The sequence below is a fragment of the Enterococcus sp. 12C11_DIV0727 genome (assembly GCF_002148425.2).
Taxonomy (GTDB): Bacteria; Bacillota; Bacilli; order Lactobacillales; family Enterococcaceae; genus Enterococcus_L; species Enterococcus_L lemimoniae.
This window is the reverse complement of the sequence record NZ_CP147248.1, coordinates 1,169,879-1,194,161: the sequence shown is the minus strand read 5'-3', so window position 1 is coordinate 1,194,161 and position 24,283 is coordinate 1,169,879. Positions and strand designations below refer to the sequence as shown.

Here is a 24,283-nt window from a genome sequence, read left to right as displayed (position 1 = left end):
ACTTTTATTTAAAAAAAGTCAAAAAAAGAAAGAATATATACGTAAGTTGAATAATAATTTCTTAAAAAACATGATATTCTATAGATATCAGAAGAGTATGAAAGGATGATTTTTTCTTGAAAAAAAGAGAAGTAAAAATTGGTGAACATTATGTTTGTCATGAATCAAATTTTTCTTGGTTTTTTGTAGGGGAAGCCATCTCCAAAAAAGAAGAAGATGTACAAGTCAAAGTGGTTAAATGCCATCCGTCTGATCGTCCAGTCATAAGTTGTGATGAGCCTATTTTGAATTTAGCCTATTTTAATGTCATTGAGAATGCATAGTTAGGTAGAGAGACTTGCTTAAATTATTTTATTCAAACATAAATAAACAAAAAACAAGAGAACAAAACGTTTGTTTTGTTCTCTTGTTTTTTTACAAATGTTTTTTTAATTCATTTTATATATATGGAATCCATTGTTATGTGGTTATAATATAGTAGAAAAGTGTCTTTGGCTCTAGTCGAAGTGATTTAGTGATGTATCAAATAGTAATCTGAAGCAATACTGATAGATAATACTGTTCCAATTTTTATTCGCATCAATTTATAAGAAAATCCGAATAAATCAATAGAATCGTTTGAAAAGCTTTCTTTGATACGCCCGGAATGCTATAATTAGTAAAATGTTTTCAAAGGAGCGCTATACATGGCTGATAATTTACAATTAGTGATAATCACTGGAATGAGCGGTGCAGGGAAGACTGTAGCCATTCAAAGTTTTGAAGATATGGGGTATTTTTGTATCGATAATATGCCCCCAAGTTTAATCCCTAAGTTTTGGGAATTGATCAAAGAATCTGGAAAAGTAACGAAGATTGCTTTAGTAATTGATTTACGCTCTCGTAACTTTTTTAGAGAAATTCAAGATATGTTAGTTGAATTAGAAAATACTAATTTGATCGACACAACGATCATGTTTTTAGATGCAACAGATGAAGAATTAGTTTCTCGTTATAAAGAAACGCGCCGTGCGCATCCATTAGCAATGGATGGCCTAATTACAGAAGGCATTAGAAAAGAGCGAGCGATTCTTGAAGAGATCAGAGGTGATGCTCAAGTTGTGATCGATACGACTGAATTATCTCCAAGACAATTACGAGAAAGAATCAATGAAGAATTCAAATCAAGAGATACCCATGAATTTCGTATTGAGCTGATTTCATTCGGTTTTAAATATGGATTGCCGATTGATGCTGATATTGTGATGGATGTGCGTTTTTTACCAAACCCTCATTATATCCCTGAACTAAGACCGCTGACAGGTCAAGATTCATCTGTTTATGATTATGTCATGAGTTTTCCAGAGACAGAAAGTTTTTATACTCGTTTTATCGATTTGTTGAAAAACGTGATGCCTGGTTATGAAAAAGAAGGCAAATCCAGTGTAACGATTGCTATCGGCTGTACGGGAGGACAACATCGTTCAGTAGCTTTGACAGAGCGTGTGGCTAAGGAACTTGAACAAGATTACCATGTAAACATCACACATCGTGACAAAGGCAAGCGGAAAGAGACGGTGAACCGCTCATGAAAATGAAAACCTACCGGATTAGAAAACCTAAAATCGTCGTTGTTGGCGGTGGAACGGGTTTGCCTGTTATTTTAAAAAGCTTGCGGAACCAAAGTGCTGATATCACAGCTGTTGTGACTGTTGCTGATGATGGTGGCAGTAGTGGGGCGATTCGTGAGTCAATGAATATGACGCCGCCAGGAGATTTACGTAATGTGTTGGTTGCTTTGTCTGATATGCCCCAGCTTTATGAAGATATTTTTCAATATCGGTTTGATAAATCAGACAAGTATTTTGCCAACCATGCAATTGGTAATTTGATTATTGCTGCTGTTTCAGAAATGCGTGGCAGCACTTATGAAGCAATTCAGCTACTTTCAAAAATGATGCATGTAGATGGACATATCTATCCTTCGTCAGAAAGACCATTGACTCTTCATGCTGTATTTAAAGATGGTACGACTGCGATCGGTGAATCAAGCATTGCCGTTGATCGTAAAACAATTGATCATGTTTTTGTAACCAATACCAATGACGATGAGCAACCTAAAGCGGCTAGAAAAGTTGTTAAAGCAATTGAGGAAGCGGATATGATCGTGTTGGGACCAGGCAGTATGTTCACCAGTATTTTACCTAATTTGGTGATCAATGAAATTGGCGATGCGATCATTAATGCGGAAGGTGAAGTCGTCTATATTTGTAATATCATGACTCAAAAAGGTGAAACAGAACATTTTACTGATGCTGATCATGTGTGTGTACTTCATGAACACTTGAATAGTAAATTTGTTGATACTGTTTTGGTCAATACAGAAAACGTTCCTGATGGCTATATGGATCCAGAAGTTTATGATGAGTACTTAGTCCAAGTGGAACATGACTTCCAAAAATTACGAGACGAAGGCTGTCGTGTGATTTCTACGGACTTCTTAAAGCTACGTGATGGTGGCGTTTTTCATGATGGGGATAAAGTAGTAGACGAATTATTCCGAATTGTATTTGGCGCAAGATATTAAGGACTTATCAATAAGAGAGGAGGGCTGAAACTTGTCATTTGCAGCAGATGTAAAAAAAGAACTGACGACATTGGAGGTTCATCGAGAGCACGCTCGGGCTGAGTTAGCTGCTTTGATTCGGATGAACGGATCATTAAGTATTGTAAACCAGCAATTTGTACTGAATGTTCAAACTGAAAATGCAGCGATTGCCAGACGAATCTATTCTCTTTTAAAAGATCATTACGATGTTCGATCGGAATTGTTAGTCCGCAAAAAAATGAAACTAAAAAAAAATAACGTATATATCGTTCGACTAAAGCAAGACACGAAAAGTGTCCTAGCAGATTTGGATATTTTAGATGGCATGATGTTCAACACCCATGTATCCGATGATATTATCGGGAATGCACAAAAAATGAGATCGTATTTAAGAGGAGCGTTTATGGCTTCCGGCTCGGTCAATAATCCGGAAACAAGTCGTTATCATTTGGAAATATTTTCGATTTACGAAGAACATAATGACGATATTTGCCAGATGCTGAACTACTATGACTTAAATGCCCGGACGTTGGAGCGGCGCAATGGTTACATTTCTTATTTGAAAGGTGCCGAAAGAATTGCTGATTTTTTAACCTTGATTGGTGCGACTAATTCAATGCTAAAATTTGAAGATGTCCGTATCGTTCGAGACATGCGTAATTCAGTGAATCGTTTAGTAAATTGTGAAACCGCAAATCTAAATAAAACCATCGATGCAGCATCGAAACAAATTGAAAATATCCAATATATTGAAAGTGTTGTTGGACTCTCAGCTTTACCGGAGAAACTGCAGGAGATTGCAGAATTACGCTTAGAATATCCGGAAGTCAGTTTGAAAGAGTTGGGTGAGATGATTCCATCTGGCGCTATTTCGAAATCTGGCATCAATCATCGGATTCGTAAAATCAATGAATTTGCAGATAAACTAAGAGAAAAAAGTGCATAGTTCCGTGTAGAAGGCTAAATCCAAATAGCAGAGGGCTAGGTGAGTAGGATGGGTGTAGAAGATAAAGATTTTATCATGAGGCAAATCAAACAACTGGGAGAAGGACTAGGGACTTTTCTTGGAAAAGAAGATGTAGATAAGATTTTGAGCTTTGGTCAAGATGCTAAAAAAGAAGTGGAAGATGCCTCAATAGATAAAAGCGTAAATACCGATCATGAAAATAAAAAAAGTGAGACAAAGCCTAAATAGCTTTGTCTCACTTTTTTAGTTCCCTTCAATGTAGCGAATTAATTCTTCTTTTGTCACTGACTCATCAAAGATATGCTCACCAATTACGATGGTTGGCACAAATTTAATATTAGCAGCTTCCGCTTCCGCTACGATGGCTTGAACAATTGCAGGTTCTTCTTTTTTAGCTAGTTGCAAATTATCTTCTGCAAATATCGCGACATCTTCTAAAGAAAGATGTCCCCATTGATCTTGGGTATCATACATTTGTTTTAAATCAGTTAAACCCTTTTCAGGTAGATCATAATTGATATGATGATGCATGACATTACCACGTTGCAAACTTTCTTTTTCTTTATCTAAAAGTTTGATGATTCGTTGAACTTTACCGGCTTTAACATATTCATTTAACAAGTCAAAAGATTCTTCAAACCATTTTTTACAATAAGGGCAACGAACATTCATAAATTCTACCATTTTTACGGGTGCTGAATCATTACCAATAGCTAAACCGTTCTCTGTTGTAACTTTTGTTGCATCAATTACTGAAATATCCATTTTAATACCATCCTTTCATTTCTTCTCTCTTTAGTGTAGCGCTTTTTGTTCGTAGTTTAAATAAAAATGCCCAAAATTCTTAAAAGAAATTTTGGGCATTGAGTTTATTTGCTTAATGAGCTACTATTTTCCATTACTTCATCGATCAAGCCGTATTCTTTTGCTTGTTGAGCTGTCATAAAGTTATCACGATCAGTATCACGTTCGATGACTTCAAGTGGTTGACCCGTGCGCTCTGCTAAAATTTTATTTAAGCGATCGCGCGTGTCAAGAATGTGTTTCGCTGCGATTTCGATCTCAGTTGCTTGACCTTGAGCGCCGCCTAGCGGTTGATGGATCATAATTTCAGCGTTTGGTAAGGCAAAACGTTTGCCTTTTGTACCAGCTGTTAGTAAGAAACTCCCCATAGAAGCAGCCATGCCAAGGACGATTGTTTGAACATCTGCTTTAACAAAATTCATTGTATCGAAAATAGCTAAACCAGCAGAAACACTTCCGCCTGGTGAATTGATATAAATATAGATATCTTTTTCAGAGTCTTGCGCATCCAAAAATAGTAATTGCGCAATAACTGAGTTGGCTACATTATCATCGATCGGACCACTCAACATAATGATTCTATCTTTTAATAATCGTGAATAAATGTCATACGCTCTTTCTCCACGAGATGACTGTTCAATGACTGTTGGTATTAAATTCATAGTATATTCCTCCTATATAAAAAACTCTTCAAAATCATTTTATCACAAAGCATACCTTAATGCTTAAAAAAAGTATACTTTATTGGTCAAAAAAGGTCAACATTAATGCACAAGGTTAAACAAAAAAATAAGGAGTTTTTGGTAAAAAAACTTTAGAATATTGCACCTCTAATCCAAAAGTTAGACCTGAAAGTCTAACTTTTGGATTGGAGTTTTTTTTGTATGGCAAAACACACGTTTGAATTTAAACTTAAATTTGTCTATGACTACTTATCAGGTCATGGAGGTACACATTTTCTCCAGAAAAAGTATGGGTTTAAAGATAATTCTTAAATAAGAAAATGGATCAATGCCTATAAAGAATTTGGTGAAGAAGGACTGCTTCGTAGTCTAAAAAATAAAAATTATTCTGTTCAATTTAAGTTAGATGCTATAGAGTTGTATTTAAATACAGAGTTATCCTATCAAGAAGTAGCCAATTATGACTGGTCTATAAGAAGCTATGTCTCAAACGAATGATTGTCCTTATCGTCGCACCTTCCACTCTGATCTAGGTTGGGCTTATCAAATGAATACCTATAGACAAACATTAAAGGACACCTGTATTTTTCAAAATATGTCTCGAAAAGAAACCTGTTTAGATAATTCTCCATAGGAGAATTTTTTCTGTATCTTAAAGCAAGAATTGTATCATGGTAAAGTCAAAATGAGTTAAGAAAAGCAATCGAGAACTACATTTATTATTATAATCATCACCGGATCAAAGAAAAATTGAATTGAAAAAGTCCTGTAGAGTTTCGACAATTCAATCAAAAGACTACATAAAAAATAGAGTGGAAAAATCCACTCTACAAAAAGTCTAACTTTTGGGAGTCACTACATATCCTAAGTTTTTTTGTTTGATTATTATGAAGTTACAACAATGTTTCCGTTTTGATCAGCAGGTTTAAGTAATGTAGCAATTGATGTAAAAAATGCAATAATTGCAGGAATAGTTGTCCAACAGAATACTAAGTACATAATGCCTTTTCCAGAAAAGCCAGAATAGAATTTATGAACACCTAGACCACCTAAGAAAAATGCTAAGATAAAATAAATCCATTTGTTAACGACTCTGCCATGCTGTACATAGCCACCAACTGATTGTGTATTGTTATTTTCATTAACAATGTTGATATTGATTTTGTCTTGTAAATTGTCAGTTGCACTTACAGCCTTTTCTGCTTTGTGGATGATTAATTCGTCACCATCTTCAAATACATCGACAAGATCACCAATTTCTGGTTTAAAATTAAACCATTCATACAGTGCGCGTGTCGTACTTCCATCTTCATTTGCGATAACAACATCATCGAAATCCAACTTAATAACTTTTTTCCCCATATTAACTTCCCAACTCTCATATATAATATTACTACTGTCATATTATATCATTAATGGAATGGGTAATCTAGACCTTTTAATAAAGTAGATAATTAGAATATACAAAAGAAAATAAAAAACTAAGTGAAATAACTAATTCTTCTCTTATTTTTTGCGCATATGAAAGAGTGTGTTATACTAAAAAAACAAGAATGAAAAGAGTGAGGGAATCCCAATGGTTGTTTTTATTGCAGGTATTACAGGTGTTTTGATCGGTGCTGTGATCGTATCAGTCGGCGTAGCATTACGTGTGACCTATGAGGAGCGTAAGGCTGTCCGGTATCGAGAACTAGAAAACTATGTCAAGGAAATAGAGACATTGAATCTTCTGAACAAGAAAATCAATGAGATCCTCCAAAAAAGAGACATCTATGTCGACAAATCAGTCAATTTTATTTCAATGGATGATTGTTATATCAGTATCGACGATTTTATCTATTTAGAATCGTTTTCGGCTCAAAATAATTTCTATTTGCCTACATACTTGATTGAAGAGTTTTTCAAAAAAATTGCACATAGAAAAGTCATTTTAACGCCTGATGAAGTGATCTCAATGGGCGGCAGTACGTATAAAGGCGGTCGGGTCATCTTAGAAAGTTTTTCAGATGAGTTACTTTCAATCATCGAAGACAAGAAACGACAAATGAAGCGATTAACGCATAAACCGTTATATTATTTCCAAAGAGGTTAAAAATAGGTGGCACTCCAATCATTTGGGGTGTCTTTTTTTATATAGTCAAAAATACAAACGATAAGTAAGAAAATTAATACGGATGTTTTTAGAATTTTCTGAATCTTTTTATCAAATTTTATTGACATTCTCATTTATTCGGTTTATAGTTAACAAAAGCTTTTATTTATCACATGCTATTTTAATCTTTATAGATTTTATAAAAGAGGAGACCATTGCCATGAAAAAGACAAACAACAACCACGTATTAGTCATTATTTTATCGTGTAGGACTTAGAACACTGAGAAATTTCGCAGATGTTTGAGTCCTGTTTGTCTTTGGTAGATGGGGTTCTTACTAAGACATCCCATTTAATCGATGGGATGTTTTTTTTGTAGAAAGTGCTGTGCTGTAAAGAGGCAATGCATAAATAAGAAACTGAAGCAGAAGAATCTGAAAAATGGAATTCTCTGCAGATAACAGAATTGGAGTGGATGAAACATGCGTAGTGATCAAATCAAAAAAGGAATCGAAGCCGCCCCTGCTAGAAGCTTGCTTTATGCGACTGGACAGGTTAAAAATGCCAAAGATATGGACAAGCCGTTTATTGCAATTTGCAATTCTTATATTGATATTGTCCCGGGTCATGTGCATTTGAGAGAATTAGCGGATGTGGCAAAAGAAGCAATCCGTGAAGCGGGAGGAATTCCTTTTGAATTCAATACGATCGGTGTAGACGATGGGATTGCTATGGGACATATTGGTATGCGTTATTCACTGCCAAGTCGAGAAATTATTGCAGATGCTGCAGAAACTGTCATTAATGCTCATTGGTTTGATGGTGTTTTTTACATCCCAAACTGTGACAAAATCACTCCAGGAATGTTGATGGCCAGTGTTCGGACCAATGTTCCAGCCATTTTTTGTTCAGGCGGACCTATGAAAGCAGGCGTTGACCCAAGAGGACATACAACCACACTTTCTAATATGTTTGAAGCGGTCGGTACTTTTAAAGAAGGTAAAATGACTGAAGAAGAATTTAATTTTATGGAACAAAATGCTTGCCCAACTTGCGGTTCATGTGCAGGAATGTTTACGGCAAACTCTATGAACTGTTTGATGGAAGTTTTAGGAATGGCTTTACCGGGTAATGGTACGATTTTAGCTGTATCAGATGAACGTAGAGAATTAGTTAGAAAATCCGCTTTTCATTTGATGGACCTAGTTAAAAATCAGGTGAAACCAAGAGATATCATTACGAAAGAAGCAATTGATGATGCTTTTGCTTTAGATATGGCAATGGGCGGTTCAACAAATACTGTCTTGCATACCTTAGCGATCGCTAATGAAGCTGAGATTGATTATAACCTGGAGGAAGTCAATGCAATTGCAGAGCGTGTTCCATACCTTTCTAAAATTGCACCCTCTTCTGCGTACTCAATGCATGATGTACATGAAGCAGGCGGCGTTCCAGCAATCATGAAAGAGTTAGTTGATCTAGGTAATGCTATTCATCCAGATCGAATCACGGTTACAGGAAAAACGATTCGTGAAAATGTTCAGGATGCTGTAATCAAAAATGAAGAAGTCATCCATCCAAAAGAAAATCCATACAGCCCAGTCGGTGGTTTATCGATTTTATATGGCAATATTGCACCTAAAGGCAGTGTGATCAAAGTTGGTGGTGTTGATCCATCAATCAAAAAATTTGTTGGAAAAGCGATTTGTTTCAGTTCCCATGATGAAGCTGTTGCTGCAATCGATGATCATACAGTAACCAAAGGACATGTTGTTGTGATTCGTTATGAAGGACCAAAGGGCGGTCCTGGTATGCCAGAGATGTTGGCACCAACATCGAGTATCGTTGGACGTGGTTTAGGTAAAGATGTTGCCTTGATCACTGATGGCCGATTCTCTGGAGCAACTCGGGGAATTGCTGTAGGACATATTTCTCCAGAAGCAGCTGCAGGTGGTCCAATCGCTTTGGTAAAAGATGGTGACGAAATCGAAATCGATTTAATCAATAGAACACTAGAACTACATGTTTCTGATGAAGAGTTGGCGAAACGAAATGACCAATTGCCGAAATTCAAAGCTAAGGTAAAAACAGGATACTTAGCACGTTATACAGCATTGGTAACTTCAGCTCATACAGGCGGAATCATGCAGATTCCAGAAGATTTGCTAGACTAGAGGAGGGAAGCTCATGGCAGAACAACGAAGAAAAATGAAAAATGGCTCAAAGATTTTGATAGAAGCGTTGTTGAAGCAAAAGGTAGAAATGATTTTTGGTTATCCTGGTGGAGCAGTCCTTCCTTTATATGACGCTTTATATGATGGCGATATTCCTCATATTTTGACGCGACATGAACAAGGCGCTGTACATGCGGCTGAAGGTTACGCTAAAGCAACTGGTAAACCTGGTGTTGTGATCGTAACCAGCGGTCCTGGTGCAACGAATGCAATTACCGGGATTGCGGATGCGATGAGTGATTCGATTCCAATGGTTGTGTTTACAGGTCAAGTTCTCACAGATGGTATCGGAAAAGATGCTTTTCAGGAAGCCGATGTGATCGGATTAACCATGCCCATCACCAAAAATAATTATCAGGTTAGAGAAACCAAAGAGCTACCAAGAATTATCGAAGAAGCCTTTCATATTGCAACAACGGGCAGAAAAGGACCAGTTGTGATCGATTTACCAAAGGATATCACTATAATGGAATCAGATGCAGAGATTGAGGTCAAACTAAACTTACCAAGCTATCAACCAACCTTGAAACCGAATAAGCTTCAGGTGAAAAAATTGATGGAAGCTCTTGCTATAGCCAAAAAACCACTAGTACTTGTAGGTGCGGGTGTCTTACACGCTGATGCGGGAAAAGAATTAGTAGCATTTATCAATAAATATCAAGTACCAGCATTGAGTTCTTTACTAGGGTTAGGGGCTATCCCAACTGAACACGAATTATTCTTAGGGATGGGTGGTATGCATGGATCGTTTGCAGCCAATATGGCGCTGACAGATTGCGATTTGCTGATTAATATCGGCTCTCGTTTTGATGATCGTTTAGCCAGTGCACCAAAAGAATTTGCTTCAAATGCAATGATTGCTCATGTGGATATCGATCCAGCTGAAATTGGGAAAATCATTGAGACACAAATTCCGATTGTAGCCGATGCCAAAGAGACCTTAAAAGAAATGCTGAAAATCGAAGTCACATGCAGCGATACGACTGATTGGAAAAAATTAAATCTTTCTAGAAAAAAATTACATCCGTTTAAATACGATAAAGAGCAAACCACTGAAATCAAGCCGCAAAAAGTCATCGAATTCATCGGTGAATTGACGAAGGGTGAAGCGATTGTTGCAACCGATGTAGGTCAACATCAAATGTGGGCAGCTCAATTTTATCCATTCAAAAATGAGAAGCAATTGATTACTAGTGGTGGTCTTGGGACAATGGGGTATGGCATTCCAGCGGCAATCGGTGCAAAATTAGGGTGTCCAGATAAGGAAGTCGTATTATTCGTAGGTGATGGCGGTTTCCAAATGACCAATCAAGAATTAGCTATTTTGAACATTTATAATAGTCCAATCAAGATTGTGATCCTAAACAATCAATCATTAGGGATGGTTCGCCAGTGGCAGGAAAGTTTCTTTAACGAACGTCGTTCAGAATCTGTCTTTGAGAGCCAACCAGACTTTGTTAAAATGGCAGAAGCTTATCATATCAAAGGCGTTAGGCTTGATAATCCGGCGACCATTGAAGCTGATTTGACTGAGGCATTTAAAGAAACTGGTTCGATTTTGATCGAAGTGATGGTTTCGCCAACTGAACATGTACTACCAATGGTTCCGGCTGGCAAAGCTAACTATCAAATGCTGGGGGTGGACTAAAATGAAACGGATCATTACAGCAACAGTCAATAATAATTCTGGTGTCTTGAATCGCTTCAGTGGCGTGCTGACACGCAGACAAGTCAACATCGACAGTATTTCAGTTGGTCCAACAGAGTTAGATCATGTATCACGAATCACCATAGTGGTTCAAGTATCAGATTTAAAAGAAGCAGAACAGGTCACTAAACAATTAAATAAACAAATCGATGTGATTAAAGTTTCAGATATCACAGATGAAGCGCATTTAGAAAGAGAATTAGCATTGGTAAAAGTCAATGCACCAGCAGCAGTTCGCGCTGAATTATTCTCAGTGATCGATCCGTTTAGAGCCAATGTGATCGATGTCGGCACTCGCTCAGTGGTGATTCAAGTTACAGGAACGAGTGAAAAAATCAGTGCTTTCGTTGATGTTGTCGCACCATATGGCATCAAACAATTAGCAAGAACAGGCGTCACTGGATTTACCAGAGGCAACAACTAAAAATGGGTCTTAAAGCATACGCTTATAAGCATAAAAAATTTGGAGGGTTCAACAATGGCAAAAGTATATTACGATAATTCAGTAGAGAACAATCAATTAGAAGGAAAAACAATTGCAATCATCGGTTATGGTTCACAAGGTCATGCTCATGCGCAAAACCTAAGAGATAACGGTAATCAAGTGATCATCGGAATCCGTGAAGGAAAATCATCAGAAGCTGCTCGTAATGATGGTTTCGACGTATTATCTGTTGAAGAAGCATCTAAAAAAGCAGATGTTGTAATGATCTTAGCACCAGACGAAATTCAAGGAGATCTTTATGACAAAGAGATTGCACCAAATCTAGAAGCAGGTAACGCGTTAGCTTTCGGACACGGCTTCAATATTCATTTTGATGTAATCAACCCACCAAAAGATGTGGATGTTTTCTTAGTTGCTCCTAAAGGACCAGGACACCTTGTTCGTCGTACCTTTACAGAAGGGTTTGCAGTACCTGCATTATTTGCGGTTTATCAAGATGCAACAGGAAAAGCCAGTGATGTTGCCTTATCTTATGCCAAAGGAATCGGCGCAACACGTGTTGGTGTGTTAGAAACAACCTTTAAAGAAGAAACTGAAACTGATTTGTTCGGTGAACAAGCAGTATTATGTGGTGGTTTAACAAGCTTGATCGAAGCTGGATTTGAAACGTTGACAGAAGCTGGTTACCAACCAGAATTGGCATACTTTGAAGTATGTCATGAATTGAAATTGATCGTTGATCTGATTTATGAAGGAGGATTTGAGAAAATGCGTAACTCAATCTCAAATACTGCTGAATATGGCGATTATGTTTCAGGACCTCGTGTCGTAACGGCTGAAGCTAAAGCGAACATGAAAGAGGTTTTAACGGATATCCAAAATGGCAAATTTGCAAAAGGCTTCATTGATGACAACAAAAACGGCTTTAAAGAATTTAATCAAATGCGTAAAGAAAATGCTGGACACCCAATCGAAAAAGTCGGTGCAGAATTACGTAAGATGATGCCATTTGTTTCAAGAGAAGACTAAATTAAACGATTAGCGAGCAGAGGCTGAGAAAATAGTCATTTTTCTCGGTCTCTCTTACATACTGAAAGGTGGGGAGAATTTGTTGACATTAACAAAAACAAATGTTGAAGAAGCATATGATGTGCTAAAAGACGTAGTAACCAAAACGCCATTGCAATACGATATGTATCTATCACAAAAATATCAATGCAACGTTTATTTAAAAAGAGAAGATCTACAGAAAGTTCGTTCATTCAAATTAAGAGGGGCCTATTATGCGATTAAACAAACTCCTCATGAGATGCTGCAAAACGGTGTAGTTTGTGCAAGTGCAGGGAATCATGCTCAAGGAGTTGCATACACTTGTCATGAAATGAACGTTGCGGCAACGATTTTTATGCCAACAACAACGCCGCAACAAAAAATATCTCAAGTAAAGTTTTTTGGTGGAGATGAAGTGACAGTTAAATTAATTGGTGATACTTTTGATGCATCCGCTAAAGCTGCTAAAGAATATGCTAATGCCAATCATCAAGCTTTTATTGATCCTTTTAATGATTTAAATATCATGGCTGGACAAGGGACAGTAGCCATTGAAGTTTTTCAGGAGGCGAATGAAGCTGCATTTCAAGTAGATTATTTGTTGGCAGCAATCGGTGGTGGTGGTTTAGTTAGTGGTGTTTCTACCTATACTAAAAGCGTTAGTCCAACGACGGCTGTTATTGGCGTAGAACCATTAGGTGCCCAATCGATGCGGGCGGCTTTTGATGAAGGCAAACCGGTAATGCTAGATAGTGTAGAAAAATTTGTTGATGGTGCAGCAGTTAAACAAGTGGGCAATTTAACGTATGAACATACGCTTGAATATGTTGATGAGCTTTTAGCTGTAGATGAAGGACAAGTCTGTTCTACGATTTTAGAGTTATACACTAAACAAGCAATTGTAGTCGAGCCAGCTGGCGCTCTGAGTGTTTCAGCATTAGAACTGATCAAAGATGAGATTAAAGGGAAAAATGTTGTTTGTATCATCAGCGGTGGTAATAATGATATCAATCGAATGGAAGAAATCGAAGAACGTTCTTTAATTTTTGAAGGACTAAAACATTACTTTGTGATCAACTTCCCTCAGCGACCAGGCGCATTAAGAGAATTCGTAACAGATATCTTAGGTCCAAATGATGATATTACCCGGTTTGAGTATACGAAAAAAGTCAATCGTGGAACAGGCCCAGTAGTGTTGGGTATTTTACTGAAAGACAAAGAGGAGTTACCTAATCTACTACAGAAAATGGCAGAGTTTGATCCTAAGTATATTGATTTAAGTGATAATCCGTCATTGTATGCGTTACTTGTTTAGAGGCCGAGACGAAAGTGTTTAGCTCCAAGAACCAAGTCCTTAAATTCCTAGTGTCGTTAAGGTATAGAGATTGATGAGATCGAAACGAAGTGTAGTAGCTACTTTTTTCTTGCCGTTTTTTCGCTCTCTTACAAATGAATAAAAAATGAGTTGCCGACTAGATGAAATTCTAACTGACAACTCATTTTTTTTATTTCAAAAGAATGTCTAAAATTTACTTAAAAAATGGAAAATAGGAGAGAGAGTTCTTGCCATTTGTCTGGAAAGAACGTATATTTAACTTACTACATTAAATCGGTCAGAAAAACACCGACCGTCAAAGAACATGAGCCCAGATAGAATTTTTTTAACACTTCAACAGACCACCTTTTTCGGGTCAAATAAGACTTATTTTTTCTATCGTCTATCATTTTTAAAATCATGTTCCTTTGTTAAAAATTACTCGAAATATAAAAAAGAATATTAGTAAAGTTGGAAAATATAAATGAATAATAAGAAAAGGTTAGAAAATCGCCGTTATATTACCGGGTTCGATGGAATACGAACTATTGCGGTCGTCGGCGTGATTCTGTATCATTTGTTCCCTAATATAATGCATGGGGGCTATTTAGGTGTCCCTATTTTTTTTGCAGTATCTGGTTATTTAATTACTGATTTACTAAGGCAAGAATGGTTACAAACTGAAGCAATCGATGTTAAAAGCTTTTATATTCGTCGTATGAAACGGCTTTATCCAGGCTTAGTCGCCATGCTGGTAGCAGCTTCAGCCTATATTGTTTTTTTCCAGCAAGACTTACTCAATAATTTACGTAGTGTAGTCGCCAGTAGTGTCTTGTACTATAATAATTGGTGGCAAATTTTTAAAGGATTTTCTTATTTTGATCGATTTACCACCCAGTCACCATTTACACATATTTGGTCTCTTGCAGTTGAAGCACAGAATTATTTGATTTGGCCGTTGTTATTTATTGTACTAAAAAAGTATGTGAAACATAGTGGTAAAATTTTTGGTTTGATCATGGCAGCGGCTGTTGGATCTGGTATTTTGATGGCAGTTTTGTATACTCCTGGTGCCGACCCGACAAGAGTTTATTATGGAACAGACACAAGATTATTTTCGATTTTAATGGGAAGTGGGCTGGCCTTTGTTTGGCCAAGTTTCCGTCTGAAAGAAGAAATACCGATAAAGGCTAAAAATTTACTGAATGGCGTTGGAATTACCTCCTTGGTTGTCTTACTGCTTTCCTTCCTATTTTTAGCAGACCATCTGGCTTTTGTCTATTATGGTGGAATGTTTATTGTCAGTATTTTTGCAACGATTCTAGTGGCAGTTACAGCTCATCCAGGCGCCGATTTAAATCGTTGGCTGACAAATCCTGTTTTCACCTGGTTTGGAAAAAGAAGTTACGGAATTTATTTGTATCAGTTCCCAGTCATGATTTTTTATGAAGCTAAAATCAAAAATTTAAGTGATCATGTGTTGTTGCATTCTTTGATCGAGATTGCTTTGATTTTAGGTATTAGTGAATTATCCTATCGATTTATCGAGAAACCATTGGGCAAATTTTATTATCAGTATACGTGGTTTGCTATCAAAGATTTTTTCCGCAAACCATGGTTTACAGTGGCTAAAGTGACGGCTTTGATCAGTGTTGTTTTATCTTGTTTTGCACTCTTTGCTCTAGCTGTTGCGCCTTCCAATGAAGTTACTGCAGAACAGCAACAACTACAAAAAAATATTGAAGCAAACAAAAAGAAAGCAGAACAGAGAAAAGCAGAAGAAAAAGCCAAAAACGAAGGCAGAACGACCGATTCGACAAAAGCGGCAACGCCAGAGTCAGAGGCGAATTTTGATTTAACTGCTGAAGAAGCGAAGAAAGCCAAAGAGATGGACGTTACAGCTTTCGGTGATTCTGTTATCTTAGATGCAGCTGCAGGATTACAAGAGATTTTTCCTAAGATGATCGTAGATGGTGAAGTAGGGAGACAATTATATACCAGTACACCAGTCATTGAAAAACTAGAGAAAGAACAATTATTGAAAGATAATGTTTTAGTTGGTCTTGGGACTAATGGATCATTTACCGAAGCGCAATTTGATGAATTCATGACAGCAATCGGTTCAAAACGCAAGGTCTTTTGGATCAACGTTCGCGTTCCTACTCGTAGATGGCAAAATGAAGTCAATGGAATGCTCGAAACAATGAAGAAGAAGTACAAAAATCTAGTCGTTATTGACTGGTACGGCTACAGTAATGAGCATGAGGAATGGTTTTATGATGACCGAGTTCATCCGAATGTAGACGGACAAGTAAAATACTCAAGTTTTATTGCAAAACAGTTAGTGAAATAGCGTCAGGTAAAGCTGCAACGTCCTAACTAACAATACATCTGCTGAGATAACTTTTACTAGAGAGAAAAGAAGAAAGTAAGAGACGAATTAAGCCTAAAACAAACGATTGAATTGTTTGTTTTAGGCTTTTTATAGTTAAGTCAATACCAATTGATAAGCTAATCGTTCGCCATCAGCTACTGGCAGTAAAATGTCACCGCAATAAGTGAAACCAGCTTTTTGAATCAATTGTTGCATTGTTTTATTTTCTGGATGGGTATCGATGCGAATATCAAGGTATCCATTCAATCTAGATGTCGTAATCAATAGATTCATTAAAAGCAATGCTAATCCTTTCCCTTGGTAGGTAGGATCAAGAGCGACTCTGTGAATCGCTGAATAGCTTCCAGGAGTCTGTTGCCATTGCCCATTTTTTATTTGTTCATATGGCGGTTCAGGACTTGTTGAAAGGATGCCCAGACCTGCAATTTGTTGATCGACGATCAAGACATAACACTGGTGTAAAACGATATCTTGTTTCAACTGTTCTTCATTAGGTCCTTCACCATTTTGCCATTGAGGAATATTTTTGTCATGGAGCATTTGTCTCGCAGCAGCAATAATTTCCATGATGTTAACTAGATCAGTTGCTTCAGCTTTTCTTAAATAAACGACCATTTCATCCGCCTTTCTTCACCGTAACTATGTGAGGAGATATTATTTTTTAACAGAGTTTTCAGGTTTTAGCTGATAAATTTTTGAAGGGCGACCAATACCTACCGGACGTTCTCCAATTTCTTCAAAATGATGAAGCATGGCTTTTTTAAAGTTTGAGTGGTCGATTGTTTTATAATCAATACCAGAAAACTTTGCAAATACTTTGCGAGCTTCTGTGATCGTAAAATCTTTCCCTAAAACTTGCAATACCTGAGGATCATGTTCCATTTTATTCGCCACTCGATTGAAAGCTTTCAGAATAATTTCACTGTGGTCGAAAGCTAAAGTATCTTTCCCAGTTGAAGCACCTGTCTGTAAATCCAAAATGATTTCTACATCGCCATTGGTAAGAGCCAGTGTGTTTTCTTTCCGCTCCATTGTAAACCAGCGGACTTCTTTAGCATCATCTCCTGCAATCAATGGTTCTTCACCAATAAAAGCGAGATAACTAACGGTTACGACCCAGCCGCGAGGATCTCGATCCGGCCGACTGAAACTATGAAGTTGTTCGATATTTTCTTTAGAAATAACCACGCCAGTTTCTTCTTTTGTCTCCCGTAAAACACTTTCTCCAGTTGATTCATTTCTATTGACGAATCCACCAGGTAAGGCCCAAGAATTTCTATAAGGATGTCCTTTTCTGTTAATCAGCAGTATTTTAAGTTGATCTTCTTCTTTGTTATAGCACATTAAAACAATATCTACAGTCAGAGAAGGCTTTTCATATTCAGGAAGTTCTTGTTGGTGATACCATTTTAAAAACTCAGTTTCGCTAGCTTCTTGTTCATAATATTGCTTTTCCGCTTCCTTTGACCTAAAGTGTGTCAAGTTGCTCATCCTCTCTACATCCGATAAAAGTACTTTGTACTTTATTGTATCATTATCAACAGGAAAAACAACTAAAGACTGATAACACTTAAAATAAAGTTTTGTGGTTAACTTTTTTTATATAGAGGTTGACAATTGTGCTCTTAAATAGTATTTTATAGAGACAAAATATTATTTTACGTTTGGAGAGAACAAATGAAAACAAAAGATATCACGAGAATTGCTATTATGATCAGCATTATTATTGTTTTAGGCTTTTTCCCACCGATACCGCTTGGTTTATTACCAGTACCGATCGTGATCCAAAATGCTGGCTTTATGTTAAGTGGATTGCTACTCGGTAAGAAAAATGGAACGATTGCAACCTTACTGTTTTTACTACTTGTTGCGATTGGTTTTCCTATTTTAGCTGGAGGAAGAGGGGGAATCGCTGTTTTTCTCGGTATCACAGCAGGCTACCTTTTTGCTTATCCATTTGCGACTTTTTTGATAGGCTGGGCTAGTGAAAGGGTCAATCCTTATAATCAAAATATTTTCTGGGGATTTGGAATTACCCTCCTTTTTGGTGCATTGTTTATTGATTTTTGTGGAGCAGTCGGGATGAGTATTTTATCTGATATGAGTTTGTCTAAAAGTTTGATGGCAAATCTAGCGTTTATTCCTGGAGATACGATCAAAGCATTTTTGACTGCTTTTATAGCACAAAGAATATCAAAATCGTTCGATCAAAGGAGAAACTAATATGGTGAAACTATATGGAGCGACGATCGATCATGAAGGACGGTGTGTTCACTATAGTTCATCAGTCGATATAGTGGCAAATAAATGTTACTCTTGTAAAAAGTATTACGCTTGTTTTCAGTGCCATGATGAGCAGGAAGATCATCTTTTCTCTGCTTGGCCAGTTTCAAATGAAAAAATCGTTCTTTGTGGTTCTTGCCGTACGGAACTAAGTGCAATGGAATATAAAACACATGCTAAATGTGTAAATTGTGGGCACTTATTTAACCCCAACTGCGCATTGCATAGTCAAATTTATTTTAGTTAACAGGAATAGAGCATTGAAAAGATAATTCGGATTTAAAGAGTCAATCAAAACGGATGTTTCGTTTTGGTCGACTTTTTTGTTGTCTTTAAAAAGTTTAAACTCATTCAATTCATGAGCAAGATATCTTGTTCAAGTTTTGTCCAACGCCTTTGGACAAAACCGAATTTTCATCTTCTTGAATCATCTTTAGTGAGCGTTTACAATGTAAAAGACAACGAAGGGTTGTCTGAGAAGATCTGCGCAGATCGATGACTCAACATTTTTCTTGTTATAAGAAGAAGGAGGAAAAAAATGGAACAAACACAAGGTAATTTAAAAGTGAAAGTTCAACAATTCGGCAGTTTTCTTAGTGGAATGATCATGCCCAATATCGGGGCATTTATTGCTTGGGGAATCTTGACCGCTTTATTTATTCCAACAGGTTGGTTTCCAAATGAACAATTAAATGAAATAACAGGGCCGACGATCACCTATTTATTGCCGATCTTGATAGGTTTTACAGGTGGGCGCTTGGTTTATGATATTCGCGGTGGAGTCGTTGGTGCAATGGTTACAATGGGCGTGATTACAGGTGCAGAGATTCCTATGTTCTTAGGAGCGATGATCGTAGGGCCTGCTGGTGCATATTGTATTAAAAAATTTGATGAACTTGTCGATGGGAAAATCAAACCAGGTTTTGAAATGCTGGTCAATAACTTTTCATCAGGGATTTTGTCCTCTATTTTAGCCATTATTGCATTTTTGATTGTAGGTCCTGCAGTTGAAGCATTGAATAATTTCTTGGCAACTGGAGTGGGTTTCTTAGTTGAAAACTCATTGTTGCCATTAGCAAGTATTTTCGTTGAGCCAGCTAAAGTGCTCTTTTTAAATAATGCCATCAATCATGGTGTAATCAGTCCAATTGCTATTGAACAAGCAGCCGAAACAGGGCGCTCAGTGTTATTTTTATTAGAATCAAATCCTGGACCAGGATTAGGTATTTTGTTGGCCTATACGATCTTTGGTCGAGGTAGCGCTAAACAAACGGCACCTGGCGCGATTATTATCCATTTTTTAGGTGGTATTCATGAAATTTATTTTCCATATATTTTGATGAAACCTGTTTTGATTCTTTCAGCAATCGGTGGTGGAATGGCAGGTGTAATGACGTTTTTATTATTTAATGCTGGATTAGTAGCTCCAGCTTCACCTGGTAGCATCTTTGCAATTTTAGCAATGACACCTCGTGATAGTTATATAGGTGTATTGGCAGGAATTATAGTGGCGACGAGCGTCTCATTTGCGATTTCTTCCGTTGTCTTGAAAACATCAAAAGCAACGGATACTACGATTGAAGATGCTTCTGAAAAGGCAAGTGCTTTAAAAGGTCGTAAGACATTAGTACCAGAAGTTCAAAGTAGCTTTTCGTCTGCTGAAAAAATCAGTGATACTGCTGAAACGCTTGCGCATACGAAAAAAATTATTTTTGCTTGTGATGCAGGAATGGGGTCAAGTGCGATGGGCGCGTCTGTTTTACGAATCAAAGTGAAAAAAGCTGGGTTATCAATCGAGGTGATCAACTCTGCTATCGCACAATTACCTGAAGATGCGGATATTGTTGTAACCCATAAGGACTTAACTTCGCGAGCAAAGGAAAAATTACCTAAGGCGTATCATGTGTCTGTTGATAATTTCTTAAGCAGTGATCGCTATGATGAATTAGTTGAAAAAATATTAGTTGTTAAAACATCTGTTTAACAACTAAAAGAGTTAGAGAGGAGAATTCCATGTATCTTTCAGCACGAGCTCGACTAATCATGGAACAGCTGTTAACAAGTAATCGTTCTGTTTCAATCAACGAACTAGCAGAAGATCTAAGTGTTAGTCATCGAACCATTCGACGTGATTTAAAGGAAGTCGAAAGTACACTGACTTCTTATCAACTTACGTTAGCAAAAGAGCATGGAATTTTATCCTTAGTAGGTCTTGATTCTGATAAGCAACGCTTCCGTTGGCAATTGATGGATTTATCTTATAACGATTATAGTCCAGAAGAACGCCAACAGAAAATTCTTAAAGTTCTTTTAAAAGAAGAGTCAGTAAAATTAGTCGGACTAGCTAATGATTTAAGTGTTACGATTTCAACAATTAGTAATGATCTAACTAAAATTGAAGAACGATTACCAAATACAGTCAAAATTGAAAGAAGAAGAGGATTTGGTGTCTCTCTAAAAGCGAATGAAGTGCAAAAAAGACAGTTGATGAGCGAGCTTTTTGGGCAGCAATTTCCAGATTATCGTTTACTAAAATTTTTCCAAGAAAAATCTCGAGATCATACCACGAACGAATGGGTGGAAGATCGTTTACTCGATTTAGTTAGTGAAACGTTATTAAAAAAAGTGGAGTGCAGTGTTAAAAGCTGGCGCAATAACAATATAGAGGGAATCAATGATGAAGCTTATGCGAATTTGATCGTGCATATTTCGATTTCAGTTGAACGAATGATCGCAGGTAATTTTATCCAACCCAATGGCACTGGTGAAAAAATGACACAATACCCCGAGTTTACAGTAGCCAAAAATATGTTAGCTGATATTTTGGATATGGAAGCAGAATTCGTACCAGATGGTGAAGCGGCCTATGTTACGACGCATCTGAGAGGGGTTAAAAGCACTGAAAGTACAGTATATAACTTGGAAAATGAAGAACTGGAAATCATGATGTTCGTCAAAAAATTAATTGCAAACGTTGAAGCAGAATTAGGTCAAAAATTACCAAAAGAGCTTTTAACAAAAGGATTGATCGCTCATTTACGCCCAACGTTAAGACGATTAAAACAAGGTATGCGTATTTACAATCCCTTGATTCAATCAATCAAGCAAGACTATGAAGCTTTGTTTAAAGTAGTCAGACGAGCATTTGATCAAGTCTATCAAGACAAGACGGTACCAGATGAAGAAATCGGGTATTTAGTATTACATTTTGGGGCAGTGTTGTTGCAATTAGAAAGTGAAAACAGTTTTTCTGGGTTGGTTGTGTGCGCTAGTGGCATTGGCACCTCTAGGATGCTTGTTACTCGATTACGGCAACGAATTCCTCAATTAAAAAAATTAGAAACAGTCTCTTTATTTGAGTTAGGGAAAAGGAAAGCTGAAGGTAAATACACTGTCATTATTTCTACGATCGATCTAGGTCAGGTAGATTTTGATTATTTTTTAGTTTCACCTATTTTGACGGAAAGAGAACTTTCACAAATCAGTGTTTTTTTGAAAAGTTTACACAGTGGGTATCATAAAAAAATTGCCCAAGAAGAGCAAGCAGTGCAGCTAACCTTGCTGGAAGCCACTCATTTTTTAGAACAGCAGAAAATGTTCACATCAATCGTTTTAGCAATTTTAAAGAACTTTAACTATTCTAAGTTAAATGAAAATGTAGGAACGATGGAAGATACGGTTCGAGTTATTTGTACGCAATTGTTAGAAAAAGCGCCAGGATTAAATGTAGAGTCATTAGTCAGTACTTTTTTACATGATGGGAATTGGAAAGCTTTTGGCATTCCAGATACAAAAATTGGACTGTTCCACGCTCGCAATGAATCAATCAAAGAACCCTTTTTTCAATTGTTTTCATTAGAGCAGTCTATTCTCATTGAAACAATGGATCATACAAGAATGCCTGTTGATCGAATTATTTTACTTTTAGTTCCTGAGAAATTTTCACAAGAAGGCTTAGAAATGATCAGCTATATCAGCACCTTATTTGTAGACGATCAACAAATGATCCAACTTTTGGAACATGGAGCGAACGAAGAAATCACATCCTATTTTGTTCAAAAATTATTATCTTATTTAGAAATGAGGAAAAAATAATATGATGACATTAAAAAAAGACGATATATTATTACAACAACATTTTTCAAATAAAAACGAAGCTATCCAAGCAGCAGGAAAACAATTATCGAATCAGGGATATGTATCGGTTGATTATGTTGAAAAGATGATTGAACGCGATCGTCTAACAACTACTTATATCGGCAATATGGTAGCAATCCCTCATGGAACCGACGATTCAAAATCGTTGATCAAGCAATCTGGGATCGTTGTTTTACAAGTACCGGAAGGTGTGGATTTTGACGGAAATCAAGTGCGATTGATTATTGGAATCGCAGGCTTAGGGGATGAACACTTAGCGCTTTTATCTAGTATTGCATTAGTTTGTGCCGAGATGGAGAACGTACATCAATTGATTGCTGCTGGGACCAAAGCAGAAATTATCGATCTGTTTAAAGAAGAGGTGATCGCATGACAAAATTAGCTGTTCATTTTGGTGCTGGTAATATTGGGCGAGGATTTATTGGGTGGTTGTTGGTTCAAGCAGGTTATAAACTGGTATTTGCTGATGTGAATGAAGCAATCGTAGCTCAGATCAATGAACAAGGAGAATATGAGGTTATTTTGGCAAATGAGGAACAAGAACAATTTACTGTTCAAGGAATCAAGGCCGTTAATAGTATAACTGAAACTGAAGAGTTAGCGACTTATATTAGCAAAGCCGAGATAATAACAACTGCGGTCGGGCCAACAATTTTACCAAAATTGGCAGAAATCATTGCCAAAGGGATCGAGCTAAGAAAAAATGAGCAAGACTATTTGACTGTGATTGCTTGTGAAAATATGATTGGGGGCTCTGAAATTATTCGATCAGCCGTGTTGCCACTTTTATCTACTGAGGCTAAAGAATATGCGAATGAATTTGTTGCGTTTCCTAATTCTGCGGTAGATCGGATCGTACCAAACCAGCATCATAAAAATCCTTTAACTGTAACGGTAGAGCCATTTTATGAATGGGTAGTAGAAGCGCCTATGAATAAAAGTAATGCACCAAAAATCGCCGGATTAAACTATGTGCCAGATCTAACGCCTTATATTGAGCGGAAACTATTTACCGTTAATACAGGTCATGCTGTGACAGCCTACTTTGGGCATATGCGAGATATAGAATCAATTGAAGATGCGATCCATAATGAAAAAGTGCTCTTTATCGTACGTAGTGCTTTGGAGGAGACGGGGGCGTTATTAGAAAAAAAATTTCAATTTTCCCACCAAGAGCACCAAGCGTATATCGATAAAATTATTGAACGTTTTAAAAATCCCTATGTTTCAGATTATGTAACTCGCGTCGGCCGCTCGCCAATTAGGAAAATTGGCGAAAATGATCGGTTTATTCAACCGGCGAGACAATTTGTGGAAGCTTTTAATGAAACACCAAAAGCGTTGGCGATTGCGATTGCGGCAGCAATGAAATTTGAAGAGCCAACAGATGCCGAAGCATGCGCATTGCAAGAGGCGATTAAAGAGCAGGGATTGGATCAAGCGATTGAACAGTACACTGGATTAAAACCATATACAAAATTATTTGAAAAAATTCGCACATCTTATCATGAATTAGTCTAAAGATATAAGCGTGAGACAAAACTTATCTTTAGTTTTGCCTCA

Annotated in this window: 23 protein-coding genes and 1 pseudogene; 19 read left to right on the top strand and 5 right to left on the bottom strand. The window is 37.0% G+C overall.

Going from position 1 to position 24,283, the window contains the following annotated elements; genetic code table 11:
• The first annotated feature begins 116 nt into the window (after positions 1-116).
• The 5 genes from A5866_RS05750 to A5866_RS05730 all read left to right on the top strand — a co-directional run bounded on the left by A5866_RS05750 (position 117) and on the right by A5866_RS05730 (position 3,782).
• A complete protein-coding gene (locus A5866_RS05750) occupies positions 117-323 on the top strand; it encodes a hypothetical protein (protein ID WP_086278899.1) in 207 nt (68 codons plus the stop codon).
• A 363-nt stretch (positions 324-686) separates the two neighbouring features.
• Positions 687-1,571: an RNase adapter RapZ gene (rapZ, locus tag A5866_RS05745; protein WP_086278900.1), complete on the top strand. Its 885-nt coding sequence runs from the start codon at positions 687-689 to the stop codon at positions 1,569-1,571.
• The gene (locus A5866_RS05740) at positions 1,568-2,566 is read left to right on the top strand and encodes a gluconeogenesis factor YvcK family protein (RefSeq protein WP_176332546.1); all 999 of its coding nucleotides are present in this window, start codon (positions 1,568-1,570) and stop codon (positions 2,564-2,566) included. The genes rapZ and A5866_RS05740 overlap by 4 nt, the downstream gene beginning before the upstream one ends.
• 31 nt (positions 2,567-2,597) lie before the next feature.
• On the top strand, positions 2,598-3,533 hold the full coding sequence (gene whiA / locus A5866_RS05735) for a DNA-binding protein WhiA (RefSeq protein WP_086278901.1): 936 nt from the start codon (positions 2,598-2,600) through the stop codon (positions 3,531-3,533).
• 48 nt (positions 3,534-3,581) lie between these two features.
• Entirely contained in the window at positions 3,582-3,782 is a 201-nt protein-coding gene (locus tag A5866_RS05730; RefSeq protein ID WP_086278902.1) for a hypothetical protein, read from the top strand.
• A 15-nt stretch (positions 3,783-3,797) separates the two neighbouring features.
• On the opposite strand, the gene A5866_RS05725 is transcribed toward A5866_RS05730, so the two are convergent.
• Both A5866_RS05725 and clpP read right to left on the bottom strand, forming a co-directional pair.
• Entirely contained in the window at positions 3,798-4,319 is a 522-nt protein-coding gene (locus A5866_RS05725) for a DsbA family protein (protein ID WP_086278903.1), read from the bottom strand.
• Positions 4,320-4,423: 104 nt separating this feature from the next.
• Positions 4,424-5,020: an ATP-dependent Clp endopeptidase proteolytic subunit ClpP gene (gene clpP, locus A5866_RS05720; RefSeq protein WP_010760682.1), complete on the bottom strand. Its 597-nt coding sequence runs from the start codon at positions 5,018-5,020 to the stop codon at positions 4,424-4,426.
• A gap of 496 nt (positions 5,021-5,516) precedes the next feature.
• Here clpP and A5866_RS17055 point away from each other — a divergent pair.
• A pseudogene (locus A5866_RS17055) lies at positions 5,517-5,800 on the top strand (IS3 family transposase); the annotation flags it as partial.
• Between the two features lie 126 nt (positions 5,801-5,926).
• Here A5866_RS17055 and A5866_RS05710 read toward each other — a convergent pair.
• Positions 5,927-6,403: a TM2 domain-containing protein gene (locus tag A5866_RS05710; protein WP_086444105.1), complete on the bottom strand. Its 477-nt coding sequence runs from the start codon at positions 6,401-6,403 to the stop codon at positions 5,927-5,929.
• A 214-nt stretch (positions 6,404-6,617) separates the two neighbouring features.
• Here A5866_RS05710 and A5866_RS05705 point away from each other — a divergent pair, with 214 nt between their 5' ends.
• The 7 genes from A5866_RS05705 (at position 6,618) to A5866_RS05675 (ending at position 16,237) form a co-directional block, all read left to right on the top strand.
• Positions 6,618-7,133 carry a hypothetical protein gene (locus A5866_RS05705; RefSeq protein ID WP_086278904.1) on the top strand — a complete coding sequence of 172 codons (516 nt, stop codon included), beginning with the start codon at positions 6,618-6,620 and terminating at the stop codon, positions 7,131-7,133.
• Between the two features lie 481 nt (positions 7,134-7,614).
• Positions 7,615-9,306, top strand: coding sequence for a dihydroxy-acid dehydratase (gene ilvD / locus A5866_RS05700; protein WP_086278905.1), 1,692 nt, complete (start codon positions 7,615-7,617; stop codon positions 9,304-9,306).
• A gap of 13 nt (positions 9,307-9,319) precedes the next feature.
• Positions 9,320-11,014 carry a biosynthetic-type acetolactate synthase large subunit gene (gene ilvB / locus A5866_RS05695; RefSeq protein ID WP_086278906.1) on the top strand — a complete coding sequence of 565 codons (1,695 nt, stop codon included), beginning with the start codon at positions 9,320-9,322 and terminating at the stop codon, positions 11,012-11,014.
• Between the two features lies 1 nt (position 11,015).
• Complete coding sequence (gene ilvN / locus A5866_RS05690; protein WP_086278907.1) at positions 11,016-11,498, top strand: acetolactate synthase small subunit; 483 nt, start codon at positions 11,016-11,018, stop codon at positions 11,496-11,498.
• Positions 11,499-11,552: 54 nt separating this feature from the next.
• Positions 11,553-12,548, top strand: a complete 996-nt coding sequence (ilvC, locus tag A5866_RS05685; protein ID WP_086278908.1) for a ketol-acid reductoisomerase — start codon at positions 11,553-11,555, stop codon at positions 12,546-12,548.
• An 82-nt stretch (positions 12,549-12,630) separates the two neighbouring features.
• On the top strand, positions 12,631-13,884 hold the full coding sequence (gene ilvA, locus A5866_RS05680; protein ID WP_176332547.1) for a threonine ammonia-lyase IlvA: 1,254 nt from the start codon (positions 12,631-12,633) through the stop codon (positions 13,882-13,884).
• Between the two features lie 484 nt (positions 13,885-14,368).
• Complete coding sequence (locus tag A5866_RS05675; protein WP_086278910.1) at positions 14,369-16,237, top strand: acyltransferase family protein; 1,869 nt, start codon at positions 14,369-14,371, stop codon at positions 16,235-16,237.
• Positions 16,238-16,372: 135 nt separating this feature from the next.
• On the opposite strand, the gene A5866_RS05670 is transcribed toward A5866_RS05675, so the two are convergent.
• A complete protein-coding gene (locus A5866_RS05670) occupies positions 16,373-16,894 on the bottom strand; it encodes a GNAT family N-acetyltransferase (protein WP_086278911.1) in 522 nt (173 codons plus the stop codon).
• A 39-nt stretch (positions 16,895-16,933) separates the two neighbouring features.
• On the bottom strand, positions 16,934-17,761 hold the full coding sequence (locus A5866_RS05665) for an NUDIX domain-containing protein (protein WP_086444107.1): 828 nt from the start codon (positions 17,759-17,761) through the stop codon (positions 16,934-16,936).
• Between the two features lie 195 nt (positions 17,762-17,956).
• Between A5866_RS05665 and A5866_RS05660 the strand changes: the two genes are divergently transcribed.
• The 6 genes from A5866_RS05660 to A5866_RS05635 all read left to right on the top strand — a co-directional run bounded on the left by A5866_RS05660 (position 17,957) and on the right by A5866_RS05635 (position 24,241).
• Positions 17,957-18,502 (top strand): biotin transporter BioY, encoded by a 546-nt coding sequence (locus tag A5866_RS05660; RefSeq protein ID WP_086278912.1) that lies wholly within the window; start codon positions 17,957-17,959, stop codon positions 18,500-18,502.
• A 1-nt stretch (position 18,503) separates the two neighbouring features.
• The gene (locus A5866_RS05655) at positions 18,504-18,809 is read left to right on the top strand and encodes a CHY zinc finger protein (protein ID WP_086444108.1); all 306 of its coding nucleotides are present in this window, start codon (positions 18,504-18,506) and stop codon (positions 18,807-18,809) included.
• Between the two features lie 291 nt (positions 18,810-19,100).
• Complete coding sequence (locus A5866_RS05650) at positions 19,101-20,546, top strand: PTS mannitol transporter subunit IICB (protein WP_086444109.1); 1,446 nt, start codon at positions 19,101-19,103, stop codon at positions 20,544-20,546.
• Between the two features lie 29 nt (positions 20,547-20,575).
• Positions 20,576-22,657, top strand: a complete 2,082-nt coding sequence (locus tag A5866_RS05645; RefSeq protein WP_086444110.1) for a BglG family transcription antiterminator — start codon at positions 20,576-20,578, stop codon at positions 22,655-22,657.
• Position 22,658: 1 nt separating this feature from the next.
• Positions 22,659-23,093 carry a PTS sugar transporter subunit IIA gene (locus tag A5866_RS05640; RefSeq protein WP_086278916.1) on the top strand — a complete coding sequence of 145 codons (435 nt, stop codon included), beginning with the start codon at positions 22,659-22,661 and terminating at the stop codon, positions 23,091-23,093.
• Positions 23,090-24,241, top strand: coding sequence for a mannitol-1-phosphate 5-dehydrogenase (locus tag A5866_RS05635; RefSeq protein ID WP_086444111.1), 1,152 nt, complete (start codon positions 23,090-23,092; stop codon positions 24,239-24,241). The genes A5866_RS05640 and A5866_RS05635 overlap by 4 nt, the downstream gene beginning before the upstream one ends.
• The last annotated feature ends 42 nt before the right edge of the window (positions 24,242-24,283 follow it).